The sequence below is a fragment of the Brevibacillus sp. FW301-21C12A genome, from assembly GCF_058788915.1.
In genome coordinates this window covers 33,527-52,627 of sequence record NZ_JBYTBG010000030.1, presented here as the reverse complement: position 1 = coordinate 52,627, position 19,101 = coordinate 33,527, and the positions used below count along the sequence as shown (strand labels likewise).

Sequence of the window (19,101 nt, the reverse complement as noted above, 5' to 3'; positions counted from 1 at the left end):
GCATCTAACCAGTAAAGGATTTGCGTGAAGGAGGTCGCGCCCTTGGATACGTTGCAGCCTACGGCAGACGCTGCATTCGAACAGATCATGCAAGAGTACGGGACGCGGGTCCTTCGGCTGGTCACTTTTCTGGTCAAGGATCACAGTCTGGCTGAAGATATAACTCAAGAAGTGTTTGTCAAAGTGTATCGGCATCTGCCCCGGTTTCGCGGGGAGAGCACGGTTCATACGTGGCTGTACCGGATTGCGGTCAACGAATGCAAAGGCCATTTGCGCTCCTGGTCGTTTCGGAATATCCTGCCTCGCTCGTGGATCAGGCAAGACGGCGAGCTGTCCACGGAGCATCTCGTGCTCGACCAGGCAGAGCGGGATCAGCTTGTGACGGAAGTGCTGCAGCTTCCTCCGCTGTATCGCCAGGTCATCGTCCTGCACTACTATGCCGATTTGACGATCAGCGAGGTCGCCTCTGTGCTCGCAGTGTCAGAGGGAACAGTCAGAACCCGGTTGCACAGGGCGAGACAACGGCTGAAGCAGAGTCTGGCGGAAGGGAGTGAGTGGGAATGGACGAGAACAGATGGCTCGCAAATTTGAAGGACAGGGCCGATCAAACCGCTTTTCGCGACGTCCGCTTTACCGAAGCGATGAAGGATCAGGTAAGAACGCGGATAAGCCGGGAAGCGAGAAGGAGCGGCTGGAAAAGGCTCGCCATGCCAGCGACTGTCCTCGTCCTGGGCTTTCTCATCTGGACGGCTTTGCCGCTGCCACAGCCAGCCGAGCATGCCGCCCATCCCCAACCGCCCGTGCCAGAGCTGCTGCCGGGCGGCCAACTGCTCGCGCCGGATTTGTGGAAGCCGATGCCGCTCATTTCGGCTACGTACGAGCAGCAATCTTTTTCCTATGTAGGGGAAAAGCCTGTCCGGGCGATGACCGATCCCGACGGCCTGTACGAAGGACAGACACAGCGCTTCATCTGGCTGTTGAACGCAAGCGAGTTGTCTCGGGTGGAGCTTGTCGCTTACAGCAGTGCGGGCAAGCGCATCGAGCTGGGCAGCTATCAGGTGATGGGGCCGCTGCACGATGCGTCCGGGCATTTTCCATCCGGCATCGCATTGCCCGATCCGGGTGTCTGGAAGCTGCAGGTGCTGTCCCAAGGCAAGCAGCTCGGACATGTGTTCGTCGAGGTGAAAAAAGGCATTTCCCCCGCGAACCGCGAACTGGTCGAGCCGATCGTCCGCAGCTATTTGGAGACGGAAGAAACCAAGCTGGGCTGGCTGCCGAATGACAGAGAGGTCAGTCTGGAGCTGTTGGGAGTGGAGGCCCCGAATGCAGAGCGCAGGGTCGTGTACGCCTGGGTGAAAGTATTGAGCAAAAATCCGGCGCATTCCTCCGGCGTCAGCGCTCCGATGGTCTTTTATCTCGCTTACGACGGACAAACGTACCGCGTGCAAGACATGCAGATGCCAGAAGACGGGAGCCGCTACAATAGCAGCCTGCAAAAGCTGTTTCCGCCAAACGTGCTCGAGCAAATTCGCTATCGCGAGTGACGCACGGCTGTCGGCGTGGCGTTCTCAAAAAAACAACCGGACTTTTCCCGTCACGAGGAAAAGGTCCGGTTGTTCGTTGCTGCAAGGCAATTGGCGAGGCATGTGCTTGCCCACAGCACTCAGCCGTATATTTGCGCGCCGATGGCGAAGTACGTGCCGGCCCGGGGCGGCAAGCGATCTGCATTCGCGACCATGACAGGCGGGTGGGACGCCTTTTGGAAGCCGTTTTGCTCCAAAAAAGCAAGGAAGGCAGGCTGTCCATCCGGTACGTCGATGCGCACCTGGCCCGGATGGTTTTCCGTGAGCTTGCCCAGCAACTGGATCGCCATGTCGGCATCCTGCGCGACAATCGGCCCGGCGATCAGGTTGACTGGCCCTTGGATGGCAAAGCCGTAGCCGACGGTCGTGCCGGATTCGGTTTTCGCTACCAGACAGGTTGCTGCTTGCCGCATGCGTGCTTGCAGAAAATGCTCGCGGCGGCTGCCGAGTGCCTGCTGGTCCAGCAAGGCGACGCTTGCGAAGTCCGCTTCGCTCATCGGGACGATCTGATGCGTCGCTGTTGGAGGGAGCGGCGGTGCTGCGAGCTTGCCGCCCGGGCGCACAAACTTGTGGATGCGCTCGACGGTGGCAAAGCCGAGGCTTTTGTAGAGCGGCTCCCCGTCGGCTGTAGCGATGAGCATGATGGTCGTATCGCCCGGCACCGCAGCCAGACAGGCTTGCATCAGGTCGCGCCCGTATCCGCGGCCGCGGCACGATTCATGCACGATCACCATGCCGACCGTAGCAAGTCTGTCTTCATAGGCGATGATCGCCGCAGACGAGACGACCCGGTCGCCGTCATCCTTGTGCCCGAATACTTTGCCGATAGACAAAATCGTGCGGATTTCCGCTTCGTCATAGTCCCAGCCCACTGAGTCGGACAGCGCCATCAGATCGGGAATGTCTGCGACAGACAAGCTGTGCAGGCGGTGGGTCGTGCTTTTCACGTTGGATCAGTCTCCGTTTCGTTGTAGTTGCTCTTTGTCGCTTCTCGCTTGTAGCGCATCGGCCAGAAGCTTGCGTGTCTGCGGCAGGCGAGCCGCGGCTCCGTGCTCGTGCTGCGGCTCGCTCCAGGCGAAGCCGTCGCCGTGGAAGCGAGGAATGACATGCAGGTGAAAATGGGTCAGCTCGTTGAAAGCTCCGCCGTTTTGACAGAGCGTAATCCCGTCAGGCTTATACACACGGCGCAAGACACGGGAGAGGAGAGTCGCCGCTTCCGTAACGTTTTGCATCGTGCGCGCATCCAAATCTGTCCATTCGACGAGGTGCTGCTTGGGGAGAATCAGCGTGTGTCCCTCCGAAAAAGGCTCGATATCGAGCAGACACGTCACCCACTCGTTTTCATAGACGACGTGGGCGGGCACCAGAGAAAGGGCCAAACGGCAGCCCAGACAGTCGATTTGCTCCGAATACACGCGTTGCTTTTGCATGCCAATCTCCTTTTTCCATCACTTTATCATAAAAAGAAAGTTTTGGTGACGAGCAAAAACGTGACAAGCGCCGTATTCTCTTTGGTTGCTCTTTATATCAAGCGTTTGTTATAATTACCGTTAGTGTATTTTTTCGAGGCGCAATCTGTACGTTTGAATGGATTCGCGTGGGAGGGAACGAACAGCACATGGATCGCCGTGAAAGACAAAAAAGGATTCGAAATTTTTCCATCATCGCCCACATTGACCATGGAAAGTCGACGCTGGCAGACCGGATTTTGGAACTGACCGGAGCGTTGACTGCACGTGAGATGGAAGCCCAGTTTCTGGATACGATGGAGCTGGAAAAAGAGCGCGGGATTACAATCAAGCTGAATGCCGTGCGTTTGAACTATAAAGCAGAGGACGGAGAGGAATACATTCTCCACCTGATCGACACACCTGGACACGTAGACTTTACGTACGAGGTTTCCCGCAGCCTGGCTGCCTGTGAAGGAGCGATTCTCGTCGTGGACGCCGCTCAGGGGATCGAAGCCCAGACGCTTGCCAACGTCTATTTGGCGCTGGACAGCAATCTGGAGATCATTCCGGTCATCAACAAGATCGACCTGCCAAGCGCGGAGCCTGAGCGCGTGAAGCAAGAGGTAGAGGACGTCATCGGGCTGGATGCCAGCGAAGCGGTGCTCACCTCTGCCAAAGCAGGCATCGGGATCAAGGAAGTGCTGGAAGCGGTCGTGCAAAAGGTGCCGGCTCCAGAGGGAGATCCGGACGCGCCGCTGCAGGCACTGATTTTCGACTCGTATTTTGACGCGTACAGAGGGGTTATCGCTTCGATCCGCGTCATCAACGGTACGCTTAGAAAAGGCATGAAAATCAAAATGATGGCGACCGGCAAGTCGTTCGAGGTGACGGAAATCGGTACCTCGACGCCGCGCCAGACGCAAGTGGAAGAGCTGACTGTCGGCGACGTAGGCTACGTGGCTGCTTCGATCAAAACCGTTGGCGACACGCGCGTCGGGGATACGATTACCGATGCGGCCCGTCCTGCTGCCGAGCCGCTGCCAGGCTACCGCAAGATCAACCCGATGGTATTCTGCGGCCTGTACCCGATCGAGACGAACGAGTACAACGACCTGCGCGAAGCATTGGAAAAGCTGCAGCTCAACGACGCGTCGCTGCAATTCGAGCCGGAGACGTCGCAAGCGCTTGGCTTTGGCTTCCGTTGCGGCTTCCTGGGACTTTTGCACATGGAGATCATCCAGGAGCGCATCGAGCGCGAGTTCAACATCAACCTGATTACGACGGCTCCGAGCGTTATTTACCGCATTACCCGGACAAACGGGGAAGTGTTCGAGATCGACAACCCGTCGAAAATGCCGGAAGCGCAAAAGATCGAAATGATCGAGGAGCCGTACGTGCTCTCCACCATCATGGTGCCAAAAGAGTACGTGGGCGACGTCATGCAGCTTTGCCAGGGCAAGCGCGGGGAGTTCCTCGACATGCAGTACATGGGGGAAAACCGCGTGCAGCTCAAATACGACATGCCGCTTTCCGAGATCGTCTACGACTTCTTCGACATGTTGAAGTCGGGTACGCGCGGATACGCCTCTTTTGACTACGAACTGGCAGGCTACAAGCCGTCCAAGCTGGTGAAGATGGATATCCTCCTGAACGGCGAAATGGTCGACGCCTTGTCGTTTATCGTGCACAAGGACACGGCATATGCCCGCGGAAAAGTCATTTGCGAAAAGCTCAAGGAGCTGATTCCGCGTCAGCAGTTCGAGGTGCCGATTCAGGCGGCCATCGGGCACAAGGTCGTGGCTCGCGAAACGATCAGCGCCCTGCGCAAAAACGTTCTCGCCAAGTGCTACGGCGGGGACATTTCGCGGAAACGCAAGCTGCTCGAAAAGCAAAAAGAAGGAAAGAAGCGCATGAAGTCCGTCGGCTCCGTCGAGGTGCCGCAAGAAGCGTTTATGGCTGTATTGCGCATGGATGATAAGAAGTAGGCCTGACCTTGTGTCAGGTCTTTTCCATTCGTCGACAAGCGCGCAGCCTGGCGCGACCGGGTTTTTCACCTGTATTTCAAACACGAAGGAGGGGAAGCGTCATGATGCCGCAATCGGTGTACATCCACATTCCCTTTTGCACAAATAAATGCTATTACTGCGATTTCAACTCGTTTGTGACGAACAACCCGCAACTGGTCTGGGACTACCTGGACGCCTTGGGCAAGGAGATGGAGCTGACGTTTCGCGAGCAGCCAGTCCAGGAGGTCAAGACGATCTTCGTCGGCGGAGGCACGCCTACGTTTCTCGACCACGCCCAGATGCGAAAGTTTTTGCAGACCGTCCAGACTCACCTCGGCGCATACTGGACGGACGACATCGAATTTACGATGGAAGCCAATCCGGGGACGACCGACGTGGAAAAGCTGCGGATCATGCACGAGCTTGGCGTCAATCGGCTCAGCTTCGGCGTGCAGTCGTTTGACAATGCCCTGTTGAAGCGGCTGGGGCGGATTCACGACCGGGACGACGTGTACCGTAGCATCGAGAACGCGAAGCAAGTCGGGTTTGCAAACGTGAGCATTGACTTGATGTTCGGCCTGCCGGACCAGACGATGGAAATTTTTCGCGAGACGCTGCACAAGGCTTTCGAGCTGGGGACGACACACTTTTCCGCGTACAGCCTGAAGGTCGAGGAAAATACGCTTTTCCACACGCTCTATCAAAAAGACCAGTTGCCGCTCCCGTCGGAAGAGACGGAGCTTGCGATGTACATGGTGCTGATCGAGGAGATGGAGCGCCACGGCTATCCGCAGTACGAAATCAGCAATTTCGCGAAGCCGGGCTTTGCGAGTAAACATAATAAAACCTATTGGCTCAATCGTGAATACTATGGGTTGGGGGCGGGTGCCCACGGCTACGTGTGCGGGCAAAGACATGTCAACGCCGGGCCGCTTACGATCTACATGCAAAAATGCAAGGAAGGCTTGCCGCGCGTCGAGCAGTTTGCGGTGCCGAAGGAAGATGCGATGGAGGAGCAGATGATTTTGGGGCTGCGCTTGCGGGAAGGGGTCGACCTGGCCGGGTTCGCCTCGCGATTTGGCGTGTCTGCACATGACGTTTTCGGGACGATAATAGAAGAAGAGATTGCCAAAGGCATGCTGGAAGAGCAAGACGGCTGTCTGAAGCTGACCAAACAGGGACTTCCACTCGGAAATGAGGTATTCGCGCGTTTTTTGCGCTAAAATCAGGGCATTGCTGGCGAAATATGTGAGATTTTGACCGTGTATCTCGCTCAAGTCCGTTGACAAATCCTTCTACTATTGATACCTTAGTAAATAGATTTAGCACTCGTTAAGTATGAGTGCTAACAAACGCTCCGAAACAGTGAGCGACAACATCTTTCTTTTCATGCTCAACGGGGAGGCGAGCGACATCCATGTTATCTGACCGTCAACAATTGATTTTGAACGCGATTGTCGATAATTACATTCATTCTGCCGAACCGGTTGGTTCCCGGACGATTTCCAAACGGGAGGACATCGGGTTTTCTTCGGCGACCATTCGCAACGAGATGTCCGACTTGGAAGAGCTGGGGTACTTGGAGCAGCCCCACACGTCGGCAGGGCGAGTTCCTTCTACAAAAGGATACCGTTTTTACGTCGACAATCTGATTCAGCCGCAGGACTTGAGCGAGGCCGAATTGGGCAAACTGAAACAGTTGTTTGCCGAGCGTATTCTCCATTCCGAACAGGTGGTAGAGTACACGGCTCAAATTCTTTCCCAGTTGACCAATTACACGGCAATTGTCCTGGGGCCGGAGATTTTTGAGCATCGGTTAAAACATATTCAAATCGTTCCTCTGAACGAGACACAGGCGGTTGCGATTGTCGTTACGCATACCGGGCGTGTGGAGAACAAGCTGATCGATCTTCCCGAAGGCATTGGCGTAAGCGAAATCGAGCGCCTCGTCAACCTGTTGAATGCCAAATTGACCGATGTGCCGCTGTGGCAGTTGAGACAGCGCGTCTATCAGGAAATATCGGGCGAGATGCGCCGCTATGCGGAGCAGTACGAGGAAATGCTGAAGATTCTCGACAAGTCGCTGACACACGAAGAGGAGCGCGTTTACTTACGCGGTGCGACCAAGATCATGAACCAGCCGGAATTCCGCGACGTAGATAAGGTCAAGGACATTCTGGAGCTTCTGGAGCAAAACGATCAGCTTTTGCACTTGATCGGGATGCCGGGAGAGGGACTTACGGTGCGTATCGGTCAGGAAAACCAGCTAGACGCGATCAAGCAATGCAGTATTATTACCACGTCCTACTCGCTTGGAGGCAAGCCGGCAGGGATGGTTGGAATACTTGGCCCGACGCGAATGGAATATGGCAAAGTCATTTCCGTACTCAATTATTTGGCAGAAGGCTTATCGCGCATGCTGACTTCGCAGTTTGAGAAATAAATGGAGGACGGCTCCGCTGATTTTTTGCCAATCAGGAAAAGAGCCCCCAGGAGGTATCGACGTTGAGCGAAGAAAAAATGACCCAAGATCCGTCTGCCGCAGAAGAGCAAGTCAATGAGGCAGCCGGAGAGCAAGAGACGGCCGAGGTGAACTGGGAGCAGGAAGCAGCCCAGTGGAAAGCGCAGGCGGAGGAACATCAAAACCGCATGCTGCGCGCCATGGCTGACATGGATAACCTGAGACGCCGTGTGCGCAAGGAGCAGGAAGATCTGGCCAAGTATGCTTCCCTGAAAATCGTGGAAGAGCTGCTGCCGGTTCTCGACAACTTCGAGCGCGCGCTTGCTGCCGACAAGGAATCCATGACGGTAGAATCGCTTTTGGAAGGAGTCAACATGGTGTACCGCCAGATGGTGCAAGTTTTCGAAAAAGAAGGCTTGAGCGCCATCGAGGCACAAGGAAAGCCGTTTGACCCGCACGTTCATCAGGCTGTCATGCAGACCCAGAACCCTGAATTTGATTCGGGCGTCGTAGTGGCCGAACTGCAAAAAGGATACATGTTCAAGGACCGCGTCGTTCGTCCGGCGATGGTTCAAGTGAACAAGTAAGCTTGATTTCACCCATTCATTCGATGAGAAAGTGTTAGGAGGACATATTGTATGAGTCGCGTAATTGGTATTGACCTTGGAACAACTAACTCTTGCGTAGCGGTAATGGAAGGCGGCGAACCAGTCGTCATCGCCAACGCCGAAGGAAACCGCACCACTCCTTCTGTCGTCGCTTTCAAAAACGGCGAGCGCATCGTAGGGGAAGCGGCAAAACGCCAGGCGATCACCAACCCTGACAACACCGTTATTTCCATCAAGCGTCACATGGGTACTACCCACAAGGAAACATTGGAAGGCAACCAGTACACCCCTGAGCAAATCTCTGCGATGATTTTGCAAAAGCTGAAAGCAGACGCGGAGGCTTACCTGGGCCAGCCTGTGACGCAGGCGGTGATTACGGTGCCTGCGTACTTCAACGACGCCCAACGCCAGGCAACCAAAGACGCTGGTAAAATCGCCGGTCTGGAAGTGCTGCGCATCGTGAACGAACCAACCGCAGCTGCCCTTGCATACGGTATGGAAAAGACCGAAGACCAAACCGTCCTCGTATATGACCTCGGCGGCGGTACGTTTGACGTTTCCATTCTGGAACTGTCCGACGGCTTCTTCGAAGTAAAAGCGACCTCCGGCGACAACAAGCTGGGTGGAGACGACTTCGACGATGTGATTATCAACTACCTCGTCAGCGAGTTCAAAAAAGAACACGGCATTGATCTGTCCAAAGACCGCATGGCGATGCAGCGTTTGAAAGACGCGGCGGAAAAAGCGAAAAAAGACTTGTCCGGCGTACTGACTACGACGATCTCGCTGCCGTTTATTACAGCAGATGCGACAGGTCCAAAACACTTGGAGATGAACCTGACTCGCGCCAAATTCGAAGAACTGTCCGCTGAACTCGTAGAGCGCACCATGGGTCCAACCCGTCAGGCGCTGAAAGACGCAGGCTTGACGCCAAGCGATATTGACCGCGTCATCCTTGTCGGTGGTTCTACACGCATTCCGGCTGTACAGGAAGCGATCAAGAAGTTTATCGGCAAAGAACCGCACAAAGGCGTGAACCCGGATGAAGTGGTAGCGCTGGGTGCTGCCGTGCAAGCAGGGGTACTGACTGGTGACGTGAAAGACGTCGTTCTGCTCGACGTAACTCCGCTGTCCCTCGGTATCGAAACTTTGGGTGGCGTATTCACCAAGCTGATCGATCGCAACACGACGATCCCGACCAGCAAATCCCAAGTGTTCTCTACAGCCGCTGACAACCAGACTTCTGTAGAAATCCACGTTCTCCAGGGCGAGCGCCAGATGGCTGCCGACAACAAATCGCTGGGCCGCTTCACGCTGTCCGATATCCCGCCAGCGCCGCGCGGTGTTCCGCAAATCGAAGTTTCCTTCGATATCGACGCAAACGGTATCGTGAACGTGCGTGCAAAAGACCTGGGTACAGGAAAAGAGCAACGCATCACCATCACGTCCAACTCCGGTTTGTCTGATGAAGAAATCGAACGCATGGTAAAAGAAGCCGAGCTGAATGCGGAAGCGGACAGAAAGCGCAAGGAAGAAGTCGAAATCCGCAACGAAGCTGACCAGCTCGTATTCACTACCGAGAAGACGCTGAAAGAAGTGGAAGGCAAGGTAGACCAGGCGGAGATCGACCGCGCGAACGCTGCCAAGGACAAAGTGAAAAAAGCGCTGGAAGGCGGCAACATCGACGAAATCAAAGCTGCAAAAGACGAACTGTCCGAGATCATCCAACAAATTTCCGTGAAGCTCTATGAGCAGGCTGCACAAGCGCAGCAAAATGCAGGGGGCGCAGCAGAAGGTCAAGAACCGAAGAAGGACAATGTCGTTGATGCTGACTATGAAGTGGTAGACGAGAAAAAGTAATCACGAAGGAAGCGGGAGGGGAGAGCGATTCTCCCCTCGCTCCCCGCGATGTGACCCCATGGAAGTCAAAGTCACGCAAAAGCTGACTTTGACTTTTTTTCGGGTCTGTCACATGCTATGATAACAGTTGACTGTCATGGGAGTGATATTAGGAGATGAAACGCGATTACTACGAGGTTCTGGGAGTAGCCAAGGACGCGGACGCGGAAGAAATCAAGAAAGCGTACCGGAAGCTTGCCCGCCAGTACCATCCGGATGTAAATAAAGCCGCTGATGCGGAAGAAAAGTTCAAGGAAGTCAAGGAAGCTTACGATGTCCTGTCTGAACCGCAAAAACGCGCGCAGTACGATCGTTTCGGCCATCAGGACCCGAATCAGGGCTTTGGCGGCGGAGGGTTTGACACGTCGGGCATGGGCGGCTTCGGAGACATTTTTGACATGTTCTTCGGTGGCGGCGGCAGACGCGCGAACCCGAACGCGCCGCGCAAAGGGGCCGATCTGCAATTCGGCCTGAGCATTGATTTTATCGACGCGATTTTTGGAAAAGAAACCGATGTGGAAATCCCGAAAGAAGCGGAGTGCGATACGTGCCTCGGCTCCGGGGCCAAACCGGGAACAGGCGTCGAGACGTGCAAAACTTGTCACGGTACCGGGCAGCAGGAAGTGGCAGCGAACACGCCGTTTGGCCGCATCGTCAACCGTCGCGTCTGCTCCACGTGCGAAGGCAAAGGAAAAGTTTTCAAAGAAAAATGCTCCACGTGCCGAGGCAGTGGACGCGTCAAGATACGCCGCAAAATTCATCTCAACATCCCGGCAGGTGTCGATGACGGAGCGCAATTGCGCGTCTCGGGCGAAGGGGAACCGGGAGCCAACGGAGGGCCTCCAGGTGATTTGTACGTCGTGCTGCGCGTGAAAAGCCACGAGTTTTTCGAGCGCGAAGGCAACGATATTTACTGCGAAGTGCCGCTCACTTACGCACAGGCGGCGCTCGGCGACGAGATCGAGGTGCCAACCGTGGATGGCCGCGTGAAGCTGAAAATCCCGGCGGGAACACAGACAGAAACCTTCTTCCGCTTGCGTGGAAAAGGTGTGCCGCACCTGCGCGGCAACGGCCGTGGCGATCAGCACGTCAAAGTGCGCGTCATCACGCCGACAAAGCTCAGCGACAGGCAAAAGGAGCTTCTGCGCGAGCTGGCTGAACTGTCCGGAGAGAAGCCGGGACAGCATGGCGCAGGCGGAGAAGACGAAAGCTTTTTTGAAAAAATGAAACGGGCATTCCGCGGCGAGTAATCGGTCGCGGTTTTGTCCGCTTGCAGTTAAACAAGTTCATCAGGAAAGCAAAAGTGGGGAGTGGTAGATTCGTGAAATGGTCAGAAATCAGTATCCATACAACAGCGGAGGCTACGGAGGCGGTGTCCAGCCTTCTCTATGAAATGGGGGCTAACGGTGTCGTCATCGAAGACCCGGAGGTGCTCTATCGCGAGTGGGATACCCCCTTTGGCGAAATCTACCAGCTCTCTCCTGACGATTTTCCGGCCGAGGGCGTATTCGTCAAAGCGTATTTGCCCGTTGACAGCAGCGAGTTGATTGATGTCGTGGAAGAATTGAAAGAGCAACTGGCGCAACTGACCGACTACGGCCTGGACATCGGCAAGGCGTCGATCGCCGTAAACGATGTTCACGAGGACGAATGGGCCCACGCCTGGAAAAAGTATTACAAGCCTGTGCACGTCTCTGACCGGATGACGATCAAGCCTGTCTGGGAAGAGTATGAGCCGCGCCACCCGGAAGAAATCATCATCGAGATGGACCCGGGAATGGCTTTTGGGACAGGGACGCATCCGACGACGATTCTCTGTTTGCGCGCGCTGGAAAAGTATTTGACAAAAGGCGATCGCGTGTACGACGTGGGAACCGGAACGGCGATTTTGAGCATTGCTGCGATCAAGCTGGGGGCCAAAGACGTGATTGCGATGGACTTGGACGAGGTGGCGGTGCGCTCCGCCCAGGCCAACACCGAGCTGAACGGCGTGAGCGAGCACATCACCGTCAGACAGAACAACTTGCTGGATGGCATCGAGGAGCAGGTGGAGGTCATCGTCGCCAACATTTTGGCGGAAGTCATCTTGCGCTTCACAGACGATGTATTCCGCGTGCTGAAGCCAGGCGGCACGTTCATCGCATCCGGCATTATCGCGGCGCGGGAAGCGGACGTCAAAGCCGCTTTGGTCGCTTCCGGGCTTGAAGTCGTGGAAACCATTTTCATCGACGACTGGGTAGCAATTGTCGCAAAAAAACGATAGAATAGTGAGGTTGGCGAGATGCAACGATATTTTGTCGAGCCACATCTCTTTCATGAGCATGAGCTAACGATTATCGGAGACGATGTTCACCATATCGTAAACGTGATGCGAGCGCGGATCGGGGACGAAATCCTCGTCTCGGACGGAGCGGGCAGATCGGCGCGAGCCAGGCTCGTCAGTTTGTCTGCCAAGGAAGTCCAGGCAGAAGTGATCGAACTGCTCCAGGAAGAGCGCGAACTGCCGATCCGCGTTACCATTGGGCAAGGCATGCCAAAAGGCGAGAAGATGGAGTGGATCTTGCAAAAGGGGACGGAACTCGGAGCGTACTCCTTTTTTCCGTTTTCCTCTGAACGGACCATCGTCAAACTGGACGCCAAAAAAGAAGCGAAAAAGCTGGAGCGCTGGCGCAAAATCGTCAAGGAGGCAGCCGAGCAGTCGCACAGGGCCGTTTTGCCTGAACTGCTCGCACCTGTTTCGTTTCGCGAGGCGCTTGCGGCAGGGCAAGCCTATACGCATGTGGCCATCGCCTATGAAAAGGAAGGCAGTACAACCGTTCATGAGGTGCTGGAGCAGATGTCGGCTGGCGATTCCCTGCTCGTCCTGATTGGCCCTGAAGGGGGCTTTTCCCCGGAGGAAGTAGCCCAGGCGGAGAGCAAAGGATTTTTGACAGTGTCGCTTGGCCCCCGCATTTTGCGCACGGAAACGGCAAGCCAATACGTGCTCGCCGCCGCTTCCTACCAGTTTGAACGAAAAGCTTCATCGCATCGCAAAGGATGAGCGCAAGCGAAAGGAGGAATGGCAATGTCTACCGTTGCTTTTCATACATTAGGCTGCAAAGTGAACAGCTATGAGACAGAGGCGATCTGGCAACTGTTCAAGGCAGAAGGCTACGAGCGAGTCGACTTTGAACAGGACGACGCCGATGTTTACGTGATTAATACTTGTACCGTTACGAATACAGGTGATAAAAAGAGCCGTCAAGTCATCCGCCGCGCGATTCGCCGCAACCCGGACGCGATTGTCGCGGTAACCGGCTGCTATGCGCAAACATCTCCCAGCGAGATCGCGCAAATCCCGGGCGTGGATATCGTCGTGGGAACGCAAGGCCGCGAGAAGCTGACCGAATACGTCAAGCAAATTCAAGCCGAGCGCAAGCCGATCAACGCGGTTGGCAACATCATGAAAGCTCGCGAGTTTGAGGAGCTGGACGTCCCGAACTTCACGGACAGAACCCGCGCCTCGCTGAAAATTCAGGAAGGCTGCAACAACTTTTGCACGTTTTGCATCATTCCGTGGGCGCGCGGCCTGATGCGCTCCCGCAAGCCGGAGAGCGTTGTCGAGCAGGCGAAAAAGCTGGTGGAAGCAGGCTACCTGGAAATCGTTCTGACCGGGATTCATACAGGCGGATACGGCGAAGACCTGGAAGACTACAACCTGGCCAAGTTGCTGGTCGACTTGCATCAGGTGGATGGGCTCAAGCGCATCCGCATCAGCTCGATCGAGGCGAGCCAGATTACCGATGAAGTCATCGAAGTCATCAACAATTCCGACCGCGTCGTACGCCATCTGCACGTGCCGCTGCAGGCGGGCGACGACGAAGTGTTGAAGCGCATGCGCCGCAAGTACACAACGGCTGAGTTTTACGAAAAAATGGTGAAAGTGCGTGAAGCGCTGCCGGGTGCGGCGATCACCACAGACGTCATTGTCGGCTTCCCGGGCGAGACCGAGGAGCAGTTCATGAACGGCTACAACTTCATCAAAAAAATCGGCTTTGCGGAGCTGCACGTATTCCCGTACTCGATGCGGACAGGTACGCCAGCCGCCCGGATGACCGATCAGATTCCGGAAGAGGAAAAACACGAGCGCGTAACGAAATTGCTTGAGCTGAACCAGGAGCTGACCATGGCGTACTCCAAGCAATTCGTCGGCGACGTGCTGGAAGTGATTCCAGAGCGCCCGTTCAAAGATGCGCCGGACAGCGGCCTGTTGATGGGCTACTCTGACAACTACCTGAACGTCGTGTTCCCTGGCGACGAGAGCATGATCGGAAAAATTTGCAAGGTCAGACTGGACAAACCAGGCTCTGAATATTGCCAAGGGACTTTTGTCCGCGTCGTTGAGACGGAGCTGCTGCCTTATTTGAAGGAGCGAGCCATATGAAGGAGATATCGGCAGGAGGCGTAGTCTATCAGTTGCAAGACGGACAGCACATGCTTCTTTTGATCGAAGACCGCTATGGCAAAGTCACGCTGGCAAAAGGCAAGCAGGAAATCGGCGAGACGATTGAAGAAACCGCTTTGCGTGAAGTGTTGGAGGAGACAGGAGTCGCAGGGCGTCTCGACGCCAAGCTGGACATGATTACCTACGTCTACACGCATCCGGTGACGGGGGAGTCCGTCGACAAGGAAGTCCACTATTATCTGGTGGAAGCCTACAATACAGAGATTACAGTGCAACTGGAAGAAATCAACGATGTTCATTGGCATCCTGCCAAAGAGGCCTGGGAGCTGCAACTGCAGCGCGGATACCGGAACAACGACGACATTTTTCGCCTTGCCTTCCAAAAACTCGGGATTGAGGTGTAGTTTATGCAATTGAACAAATTTATCGACCATACCCTTTTGAAGCCGGAAGCTACGCAGGAGATGATCGACAAGCTCTGCGCGGAAGCGAAAGAGCACGATTTCATGTCTGTGTGCGTCAATCCATACTGGGTGAAGCGTTCTGCCGAGCTGTTGGCGGGTACAGATGTGAAAGTGTGCACCGTGATCGGCTTCCCTCTGGGAGCGAACACGACGGCGGCAAAAGTGGCGGAAACGCGCGACGCGATTGCCAACGGCGCAACAGAAGTCGATATGGTGCTGAACGTCGGCGCCCTGAAATCCGGTGACCTGGAAACCGTGAAGCAGGATGTGGCTGCCGTGAAGCAAGCGGCGGGAGACGTGCTTGTGAAAGTGATTTTGGAGACAGGTCTTCTCACGGACCAGGAAAAAGAAATCGCGTGCAAGCTCTGCGTGGAAGCAGGCGCGGATTACGTGAAAACGTCCACCGGCTTTGGACCAGGTGGAGCAACGGTAGAAGACATTGCTTTGATGCGCAAAACCGTCGGCCCTGATATCGGGGTAAAAGCATCCGGCGGCGTGCGCGACGGCGAGGCAGCTCTCGCGATGATCGAGGCAGGGGCGAGCCGTATCGGTACAAGCTCCGGCATTTCGATTGTGACGGGCGCAAAAGCAACAGGCAGCGGATACTAGCATGCACAAGCAAAGCCTGGCCAAGTAAGGCCGGGCTTTTTCCTACTTTTTTTGCATGAAACGACCGAAACAAAAGAAGACGAGAGGAGAAAGCGGGAGAGGGGTGTGGCAGATGAAAATGGTCACGGGGATCGGTATTCTTCTTGCTTTTTATGGAGTGGGGGTGCTTGCGAGCAAGTGGCTGCATATCCCTTTGCCTGGCAACCTGGTCGGGATGCTCTTGTTGACGCTGGGGCTTGTCACGGGCTGGGTTCGGATGGAGTGGGTAGAGCGGGCGAGCACGTTTCTCGTTCGCCACATGATGCTGTTTTTCGTTCCGATTATCGTCGGGGTGGCCAGCTATTTGAATTTGTTTGCCCAGGCTCCATGGTCGATTGCGCTGTCGATGATTGTAGCGCCGATGCTCGTCATGCTCGTGACTGGCCGCGTCGTCCAGAGCTATTTGCGCCGCCAGCAGCAGAAGAAGACGCAAGCTTCCGTGCCGGAAGGAAGGAGGACGCTGGATGCTTAGCCAATGGTTCGCGATCCTGGTCACGCTGGCGGGCTATCGCGGGGCGATGCTGGTCAACGCCCGCTTTCCCCGCTTGCAGCCGCTGATTGTGGCGGTCGTGCTCGTCTGGGTCATCTGGTGGGCCGCAAGCGGTGACTGGGAAGCTTTTTCTGCCGGAGGACAGTGGATTTCGTTCTGGCTCGGTCCGGCTACCGTCGCGTTGGCGGTTCCGCTCGCCAGACAAATCAGAGAGTTTGCCCACATCTGGCGCGGCGTTTTGCTCGGAGTCTGCGCGGGGTGTGCCGTGGCGATTGCGTCTGTGTATGCGATCCACTGGTGCTTTGGCTCAGACGATATGCTGCTGAAAAGCATGCTGAGCAAATCGGTCACGACGCCGATTGCGTTGGAGCTGGCTGCCTCGATTGGCGGAGTGCCTGCTCTCGCTGCCTTTTTTACCGCACTGACAGGCATGGTCGGAGTGATGATCGCGCGACCTGTCCTCAAATGGGGCCGGATTACAGATGACTGGGCAATCGGGATCGCCGTGGGAACGAGCGCGCATGCGATTGGAACAGCCAGCTTGAACCGGATTTCCCCTGTCCAGACAGCGGCTTCGAGCGTCGCGATGATCGTTGCGGGCGTCGTCACCTCGCTCTACCTCATCCCGTTTTCTTTTTAAGCCATACGGTCGGTGTAGGCGGCTGCCGCTTATCTGGAATGATCCACTGGATGAAGCGGGCAATCTGGGGCACAAACGGCAAGGCGGCCATGGAGCAGATCAGATTGAAGAGCGTCTGCGAATGGGCGATTTGCATCGAAGGGCTTGCCGTTAAAAAGGCGCTGACCTGGGCAAGCTGGGATAAAAAAGGCAAAAAGACAATCGCGCCTGCGACGTTGAAGAGCGTATGGCACCAGGCAACCTGCTTCGAGGCCGTATTCGTTCCGATCGCGGCAATGACAGCGGTGAAGCATGTGCCGATATTGGCCCCAAGCACGATGGCAAGCGCTGTCTCCATGGACAAAATCTGATGGGTGAGCAGCCCCATCGTAATGACGGTCGTCGCTGATCCGCTGTGGATGAGCGCGGTGAAAATGATCCCGGTGACAAGCCCGATCCAGATGGAGTGGCTGCTTTCCAGGAAAAGGGAGCGGAACGTCTCGGACTGTTCCAACGGCTTTGCCATCAGCTTCAACGTATCAATCCCGAGGAAGATCAGGCCGAAGCCCGCAATGACAAGCCCTGTGCAGCGAACGTTCGGGCGGGGCATCAGCCAGAGAGCCACGCCGACGAGCAACATCGGGATGGCAAACGACTCCAGTTTCAATGCGACCAGCTCTGTCGTCACCGTTGTGCCCAGATTGGTCCCGAGGATGATGCCGACTGTCTGGGCGAACTGGATGATGCCCGCATTGGTCAGGCCGATGGTCAGGACGGTTACGGCGCTGGAGCTTTGCAGGACAAACGTGGCGATCAGTCCGACCCAGAAGCTATGGTAGGGCGTGCGGGTGAAGCGCGACATCCATTCTTCCATTTTTTTGCCTGCCAGATTTTGAAATCCGGTCCGCATCGCATACATACCAAGCAGAAAAAAACAGAGCCCGAGCGTAAACGGGGCGAGGATGGAGAACATCACAAGTTGGGTTCCTCCTTCTTGATTACAATAGCAAGCGAGGCTGGCCGTTAAAAACGCGGGGCCAACCGTAAAGGAAGTTACTATAACGCTATGCCTGTACAGGGGCAAGCATGACAAGGAGAGGACTGACTGCATGGCGAGAGTGCTACTGAATCAGCATCGGAAAAAGCGGCTAGAAGCGGGCCACCCGTGGGTTTTTCAGTCGGAAGTATTGGAAATTCAGGGCGAGGTCGTGCCGGGTGAAATCGTCGAAGTGACGAACCACAAAGGACACTTTTTGGCAAAAGGCTACATCAACCCAGCATCGCAAATGATCGTGCGCATTTTGAGCTACGACCCGAACGAAGCGATCGACTATGCGTTTTTCTTGCGCAAAATCAGACAAGCTGCACAGTTTCGCGACAGATTTGTGGACAACCCTCGCGCCTGCCGCGTCATTTACGGCGAGGCCGATTTTTTGCCTGGGCTGATCGTGGACCGCTACGAGGATACGCTGGTCGTACAAGTTCTTTCGCTGGGCATGGAAAAGCGGATCGACTGGATTTCCGATGCGCTCGTGGAAGTGTTTGCGCCGACGGGCATCTATTTGCGCAACGACGTGCCTGTGCGCAAGCTGGAAGGGCTGGCGGAAGGAAAAGGCGTTCTGTACGGAGAATGTCCGCGTGAAGTATTGATCGAGGAAAACGGTCTGAAGTACTATGTGGATATCGTCGAGGGGCAAAAAACCGGATTTTTCTACGACCAGCGGGAAAACCGCGCTTCGATCGCGCCATTGATGAAAGGTTGGGGCGAAAAGCACGGCATTACACTACAGCAGGTAGAAACAGATGGCGAGCAAAAGCTCATGCCCGTCGACAAGCGGGGAAAAGTAGTCAAAAATCCGTTCTGGGACGGGGCAGAGGTGCTGGAGTGCTTCACGCATACAGGCTCGTTCACGCTGAACGCCTGCAAGCACGGGGCGAAAAAAGTGACGGCGCTCGACATCTCCGAGCACGCCATCGAAACGGCGAAGCGCAACATCACCTTGAACGGCTTTTTGCACCGCGTCGAGTTTGTCGTAGCCAATGCGTTTGACTATTTGCGGGAAAACGTGGAGGCGGGCAAAAGCTGGGACGTGGTCATTCTCGATCCGCCAGCTTTCGCCAAGTCGCGTGGCGCAGTCAAAGGCGCCTGCCGCGGTTACAAGGATATCAACCTGAACGGGATGAAGCTCGTCCGTCCGGGCGGTTTTTTGGTCACTGCCTCCTGCTCGTACCATATGTCGCCGGAGCTGTTTTTGGAAACGATCCAGGAAGCGGCCGTCGATGCGAAAAAAATCTTGCGGCTGATCGAGTGGCGCGGAGCCGGGAAAGACCACCCGCAAATCAGCGGGGCCGACGAAGCGCATTACTTGAAGTTCGCCATTTTTGAAGTGCGCGATCGCAAGTAGAAAAAGAAAACAGCGCCGAAGCG

19 protein-coding genes are annotated in these 19,101 nt (G+C 55.5%); 16 read left to right on the top strand and 3 right to left on the bottom strand.

From position 1 onward, the window contains the following. Positions 1-42 precede the first annotated feature (42 nt). Both AC3WQH_RS17705 and AC3WQH_RS17700 read left to right on the top strand, forming a co-directional pair. The gene (locus AC3WQH_RS17705; protein ID WP_005833118.1) at positions 43-591 is read left to right on the top strand and encodes a sigma-70 family RNA polymerase sigma factor; all 549 of its coding nucleotides are present in this window, start codon (positions 43-45) and stop codon (positions 589-591) included. After that, positions 561-1,544 carry a hypothetical protein gene (locus AC3WQH_RS17700; RefSeq protein WP_025844880.1) on the top strand — a complete coding sequence of 328 codons (984 nt, stop codon included), beginning with the start codon at positions 561-563 and terminating at the stop codon, positions 1,542-1,544. The genes AC3WQH_RS17705 and AC3WQH_RS17700 overlap by 31 nt, the downstream gene beginning before the upstream one ends. Before the next feature lie 119 nt (positions 1,545-1,663). Here the strand turns inward: AC3WQH_RS17700 and AC3WQH_RS17695 are convergent, their stop codons facing one another. Beyond that, the gene (locus AC3WQH_RS17695; protein ID WP_290426311.1) at positions 1,664-2,530 is read right to left on the bottom strand and encodes a GNAT family N-acetyltransferase; all 867 of its coding nucleotides are present in this window, start codon (positions 2,528-2,530) and stop codon (positions 1,664-1,666) included. Positions 2,531-2,536: 6 nt separating this feature from the next. After that, positions 2,537-3,013: an HIT family protein gene (locus AC3WQH_RS17690; RefSeq protein WP_026558442.1), complete on the bottom strand. Its 477-nt coding sequence runs from the start codon at positions 3,011-3,013 to the stop codon at positions 2,537-2,539. A 188-nt stretch (positions 3,014-3,201) separates the two neighbouring features. Between AC3WQH_RS17690 and lepA the strand changes: the two genes are divergently transcribed. The 13 genes from lepA to AC3WQH_RS17625 all read left to right on the top strand — a co-directional run bounded on the left by lepA (position 3,202) and on the right by AC3WQH_RS17625 (position 16,694). Then, positions 3,202-5,019 (top strand): translation elongation factor 4, encoded by a 1,818-nt coding sequence (lepA, locus tag AC3WQH_RS17685; RefSeq protein WP_007777542.1) that lies wholly within the window; start codon positions 3,202-3,204, stop codon positions 5,017-5,019. Positions 5,020-5,120: 101 nt separating this feature from the next. Further along, positions 5,121-6,263, top strand: a complete 1,143-nt coding sequence (gene hemW, locus AC3WQH_RS17680) for a radical SAM family heme chaperone HemW (RefSeq protein WP_197186762.1) — start codon at positions 5,121-5,123, stop codon at positions 6,261-6,263. Positions 6,264-6,457: 194 nt separating this feature from the next. Further along, positions 6,458-7,483, top strand: a complete 1,026-nt coding sequence (hrcA, locus tag AC3WQH_RS17675; RefSeq protein WP_005833107.1) for a heat-inducible transcriptional repressor HrcA — start codon at positions 6,458-6,460, stop codon at positions 7,481-7,483. 62 nt (positions 7,484-7,545) lie between these two features. Next, positions 7,546-8,088: a nucleotide exchange factor GrpE gene (gene grpE, locus AC3WQH_RS17670; RefSeq protein WP_007777550.1), complete on the top strand. Its 543-nt coding sequence runs from the start codon at positions 7,546-7,548 to the stop codon at positions 8,086-8,088. Between the two features lie 51 nt (positions 8,089-8,139). Further along, entirely contained in the window at positions 8,140-9,969 is a 1,830-nt protein-coding gene (gene dnaK / locus AC3WQH_RS17665; RefSeq protein ID WP_007777552.1) for a molecular chaperone DnaK, read from the top strand. A gap of 155 nt (positions 9,970-10,124) precedes the next feature. After that, entirely contained in the window at positions 10,125-11,258 is a 1,134-nt protein-coding gene (gene dnaJ / locus AC3WQH_RS17660; protein ID WP_005833102.1) for a molecular chaperone DnaJ, read from the top strand. Positions 11,259-11,329: 71 nt separating this feature from the next. After that, entirely contained in the window at positions 11,330-12,271 is a 942-nt protein-coding gene (gene prmA / locus AC3WQH_RS17655) for a 50S ribosomal protein L11 methyltransferase (protein WP_005833100.1), read from the top strand. A gap of 18 nt (positions 12,272-12,289) precedes the next feature. After that, on the top strand, positions 12,290-13,048 hold the full coding sequence (locus AC3WQH_RS17650; RefSeq protein ID WP_005833098.1) for a 16S rRNA (uracil(1498)-N(3))-methyltransferase: 759 nt from the start codon (positions 12,290-12,292) through the stop codon (positions 13,046-13,048). Positions 13,049-13,072: 24 nt separating this feature from the next. Further along, the gene (mtaB, locus tag AC3WQH_RS17645) at positions 13,073-14,431 is read left to right on the top strand and encodes a tRNA (N(6)-L-threonylcarbamoyladenosine(37)-C(2))-methylthiotransferase MtaB (protein ID WP_005833096.1); all 1,359 of its coding nucleotides are present in this window, start codon (positions 13,073-13,075) and stop codon (positions 14,429-14,431) included. Beyond that, complete coding sequence (locus AC3WQH_RS17640) at positions 14,428-14,856, top strand: NUDIX hydrolase (protein WP_005833094.1); 429 nt, start codon at positions 14,428-14,430, stop codon at positions 14,854-14,856. The genes mtaB and AC3WQH_RS17640 overlap by 4 nt, the downstream gene beginning before the upstream one ends. A gap of 3 nt (positions 14,857-14,859) precedes the next feature. Next, positions 14,860-15,525: a deoxyribose-phosphate aldolase gene (gene deoC, locus AC3WQH_RS17635; RefSeq protein WP_005833092.1), complete on the top strand. Its 666-nt coding sequence runs from the start codon at positions 14,860-14,862 to the stop codon at positions 15,523-15,525. Positions 15,526-15,637: 112 nt separating this feature from the next. Next, positions 15,638-16,036: a CidA/LrgA family protein gene (locus AC3WQH_RS17630; RefSeq protein WP_005833091.1), complete on the top strand. Its 399-nt coding sequence runs from the start codon at positions 15,638-15,640 to the stop codon at positions 16,034-16,036. Continuing rightward, positions 16,029-16,694: an LrgB family protein gene (locus AC3WQH_RS17625; RefSeq protein WP_005833089.1), complete on the top strand. Its 666-nt coding sequence runs from the start codon at positions 16,029-16,031 to the stop codon at positions 16,692-16,694. The genes AC3WQH_RS17630 and AC3WQH_RS17625 overlap by 8 nt, the downstream gene beginning before the upstream one ends. Here AC3WQH_RS17625 and AC3WQH_RS17620 read toward each other — a convergent pair. After that, positions 16,675-17,649, bottom strand: coding sequence for a Na/Pi cotransporter family protein (locus AC3WQH_RS17620; protein ID WP_007777562.1), 975 nt, complete (start codon positions 17,647-17,649; stop codon positions 16,675-16,677). The genes AC3WQH_RS17625 and AC3WQH_RS17620 overlap by 20 nt on opposite strands. 133 nt (positions 17,650-17,782) lie before the next feature. On the opposite strand from AC3WQH_RS17620, the gene AC3WQH_RS17615 reads away from it, so the two are divergent. Further along, on the top strand, positions 17,783-19,078 hold the full coding sequence (locus AC3WQH_RS17615) for a class I SAM-dependent rRNA methyltransferase (RefSeq protein WP_005833084.1): 1,296 nt from the start codon (positions 17,783-17,785) through the stop codon (positions 19,076-19,078). Positions 19,079-19,101: the final 23 nt, after the last annotated feature.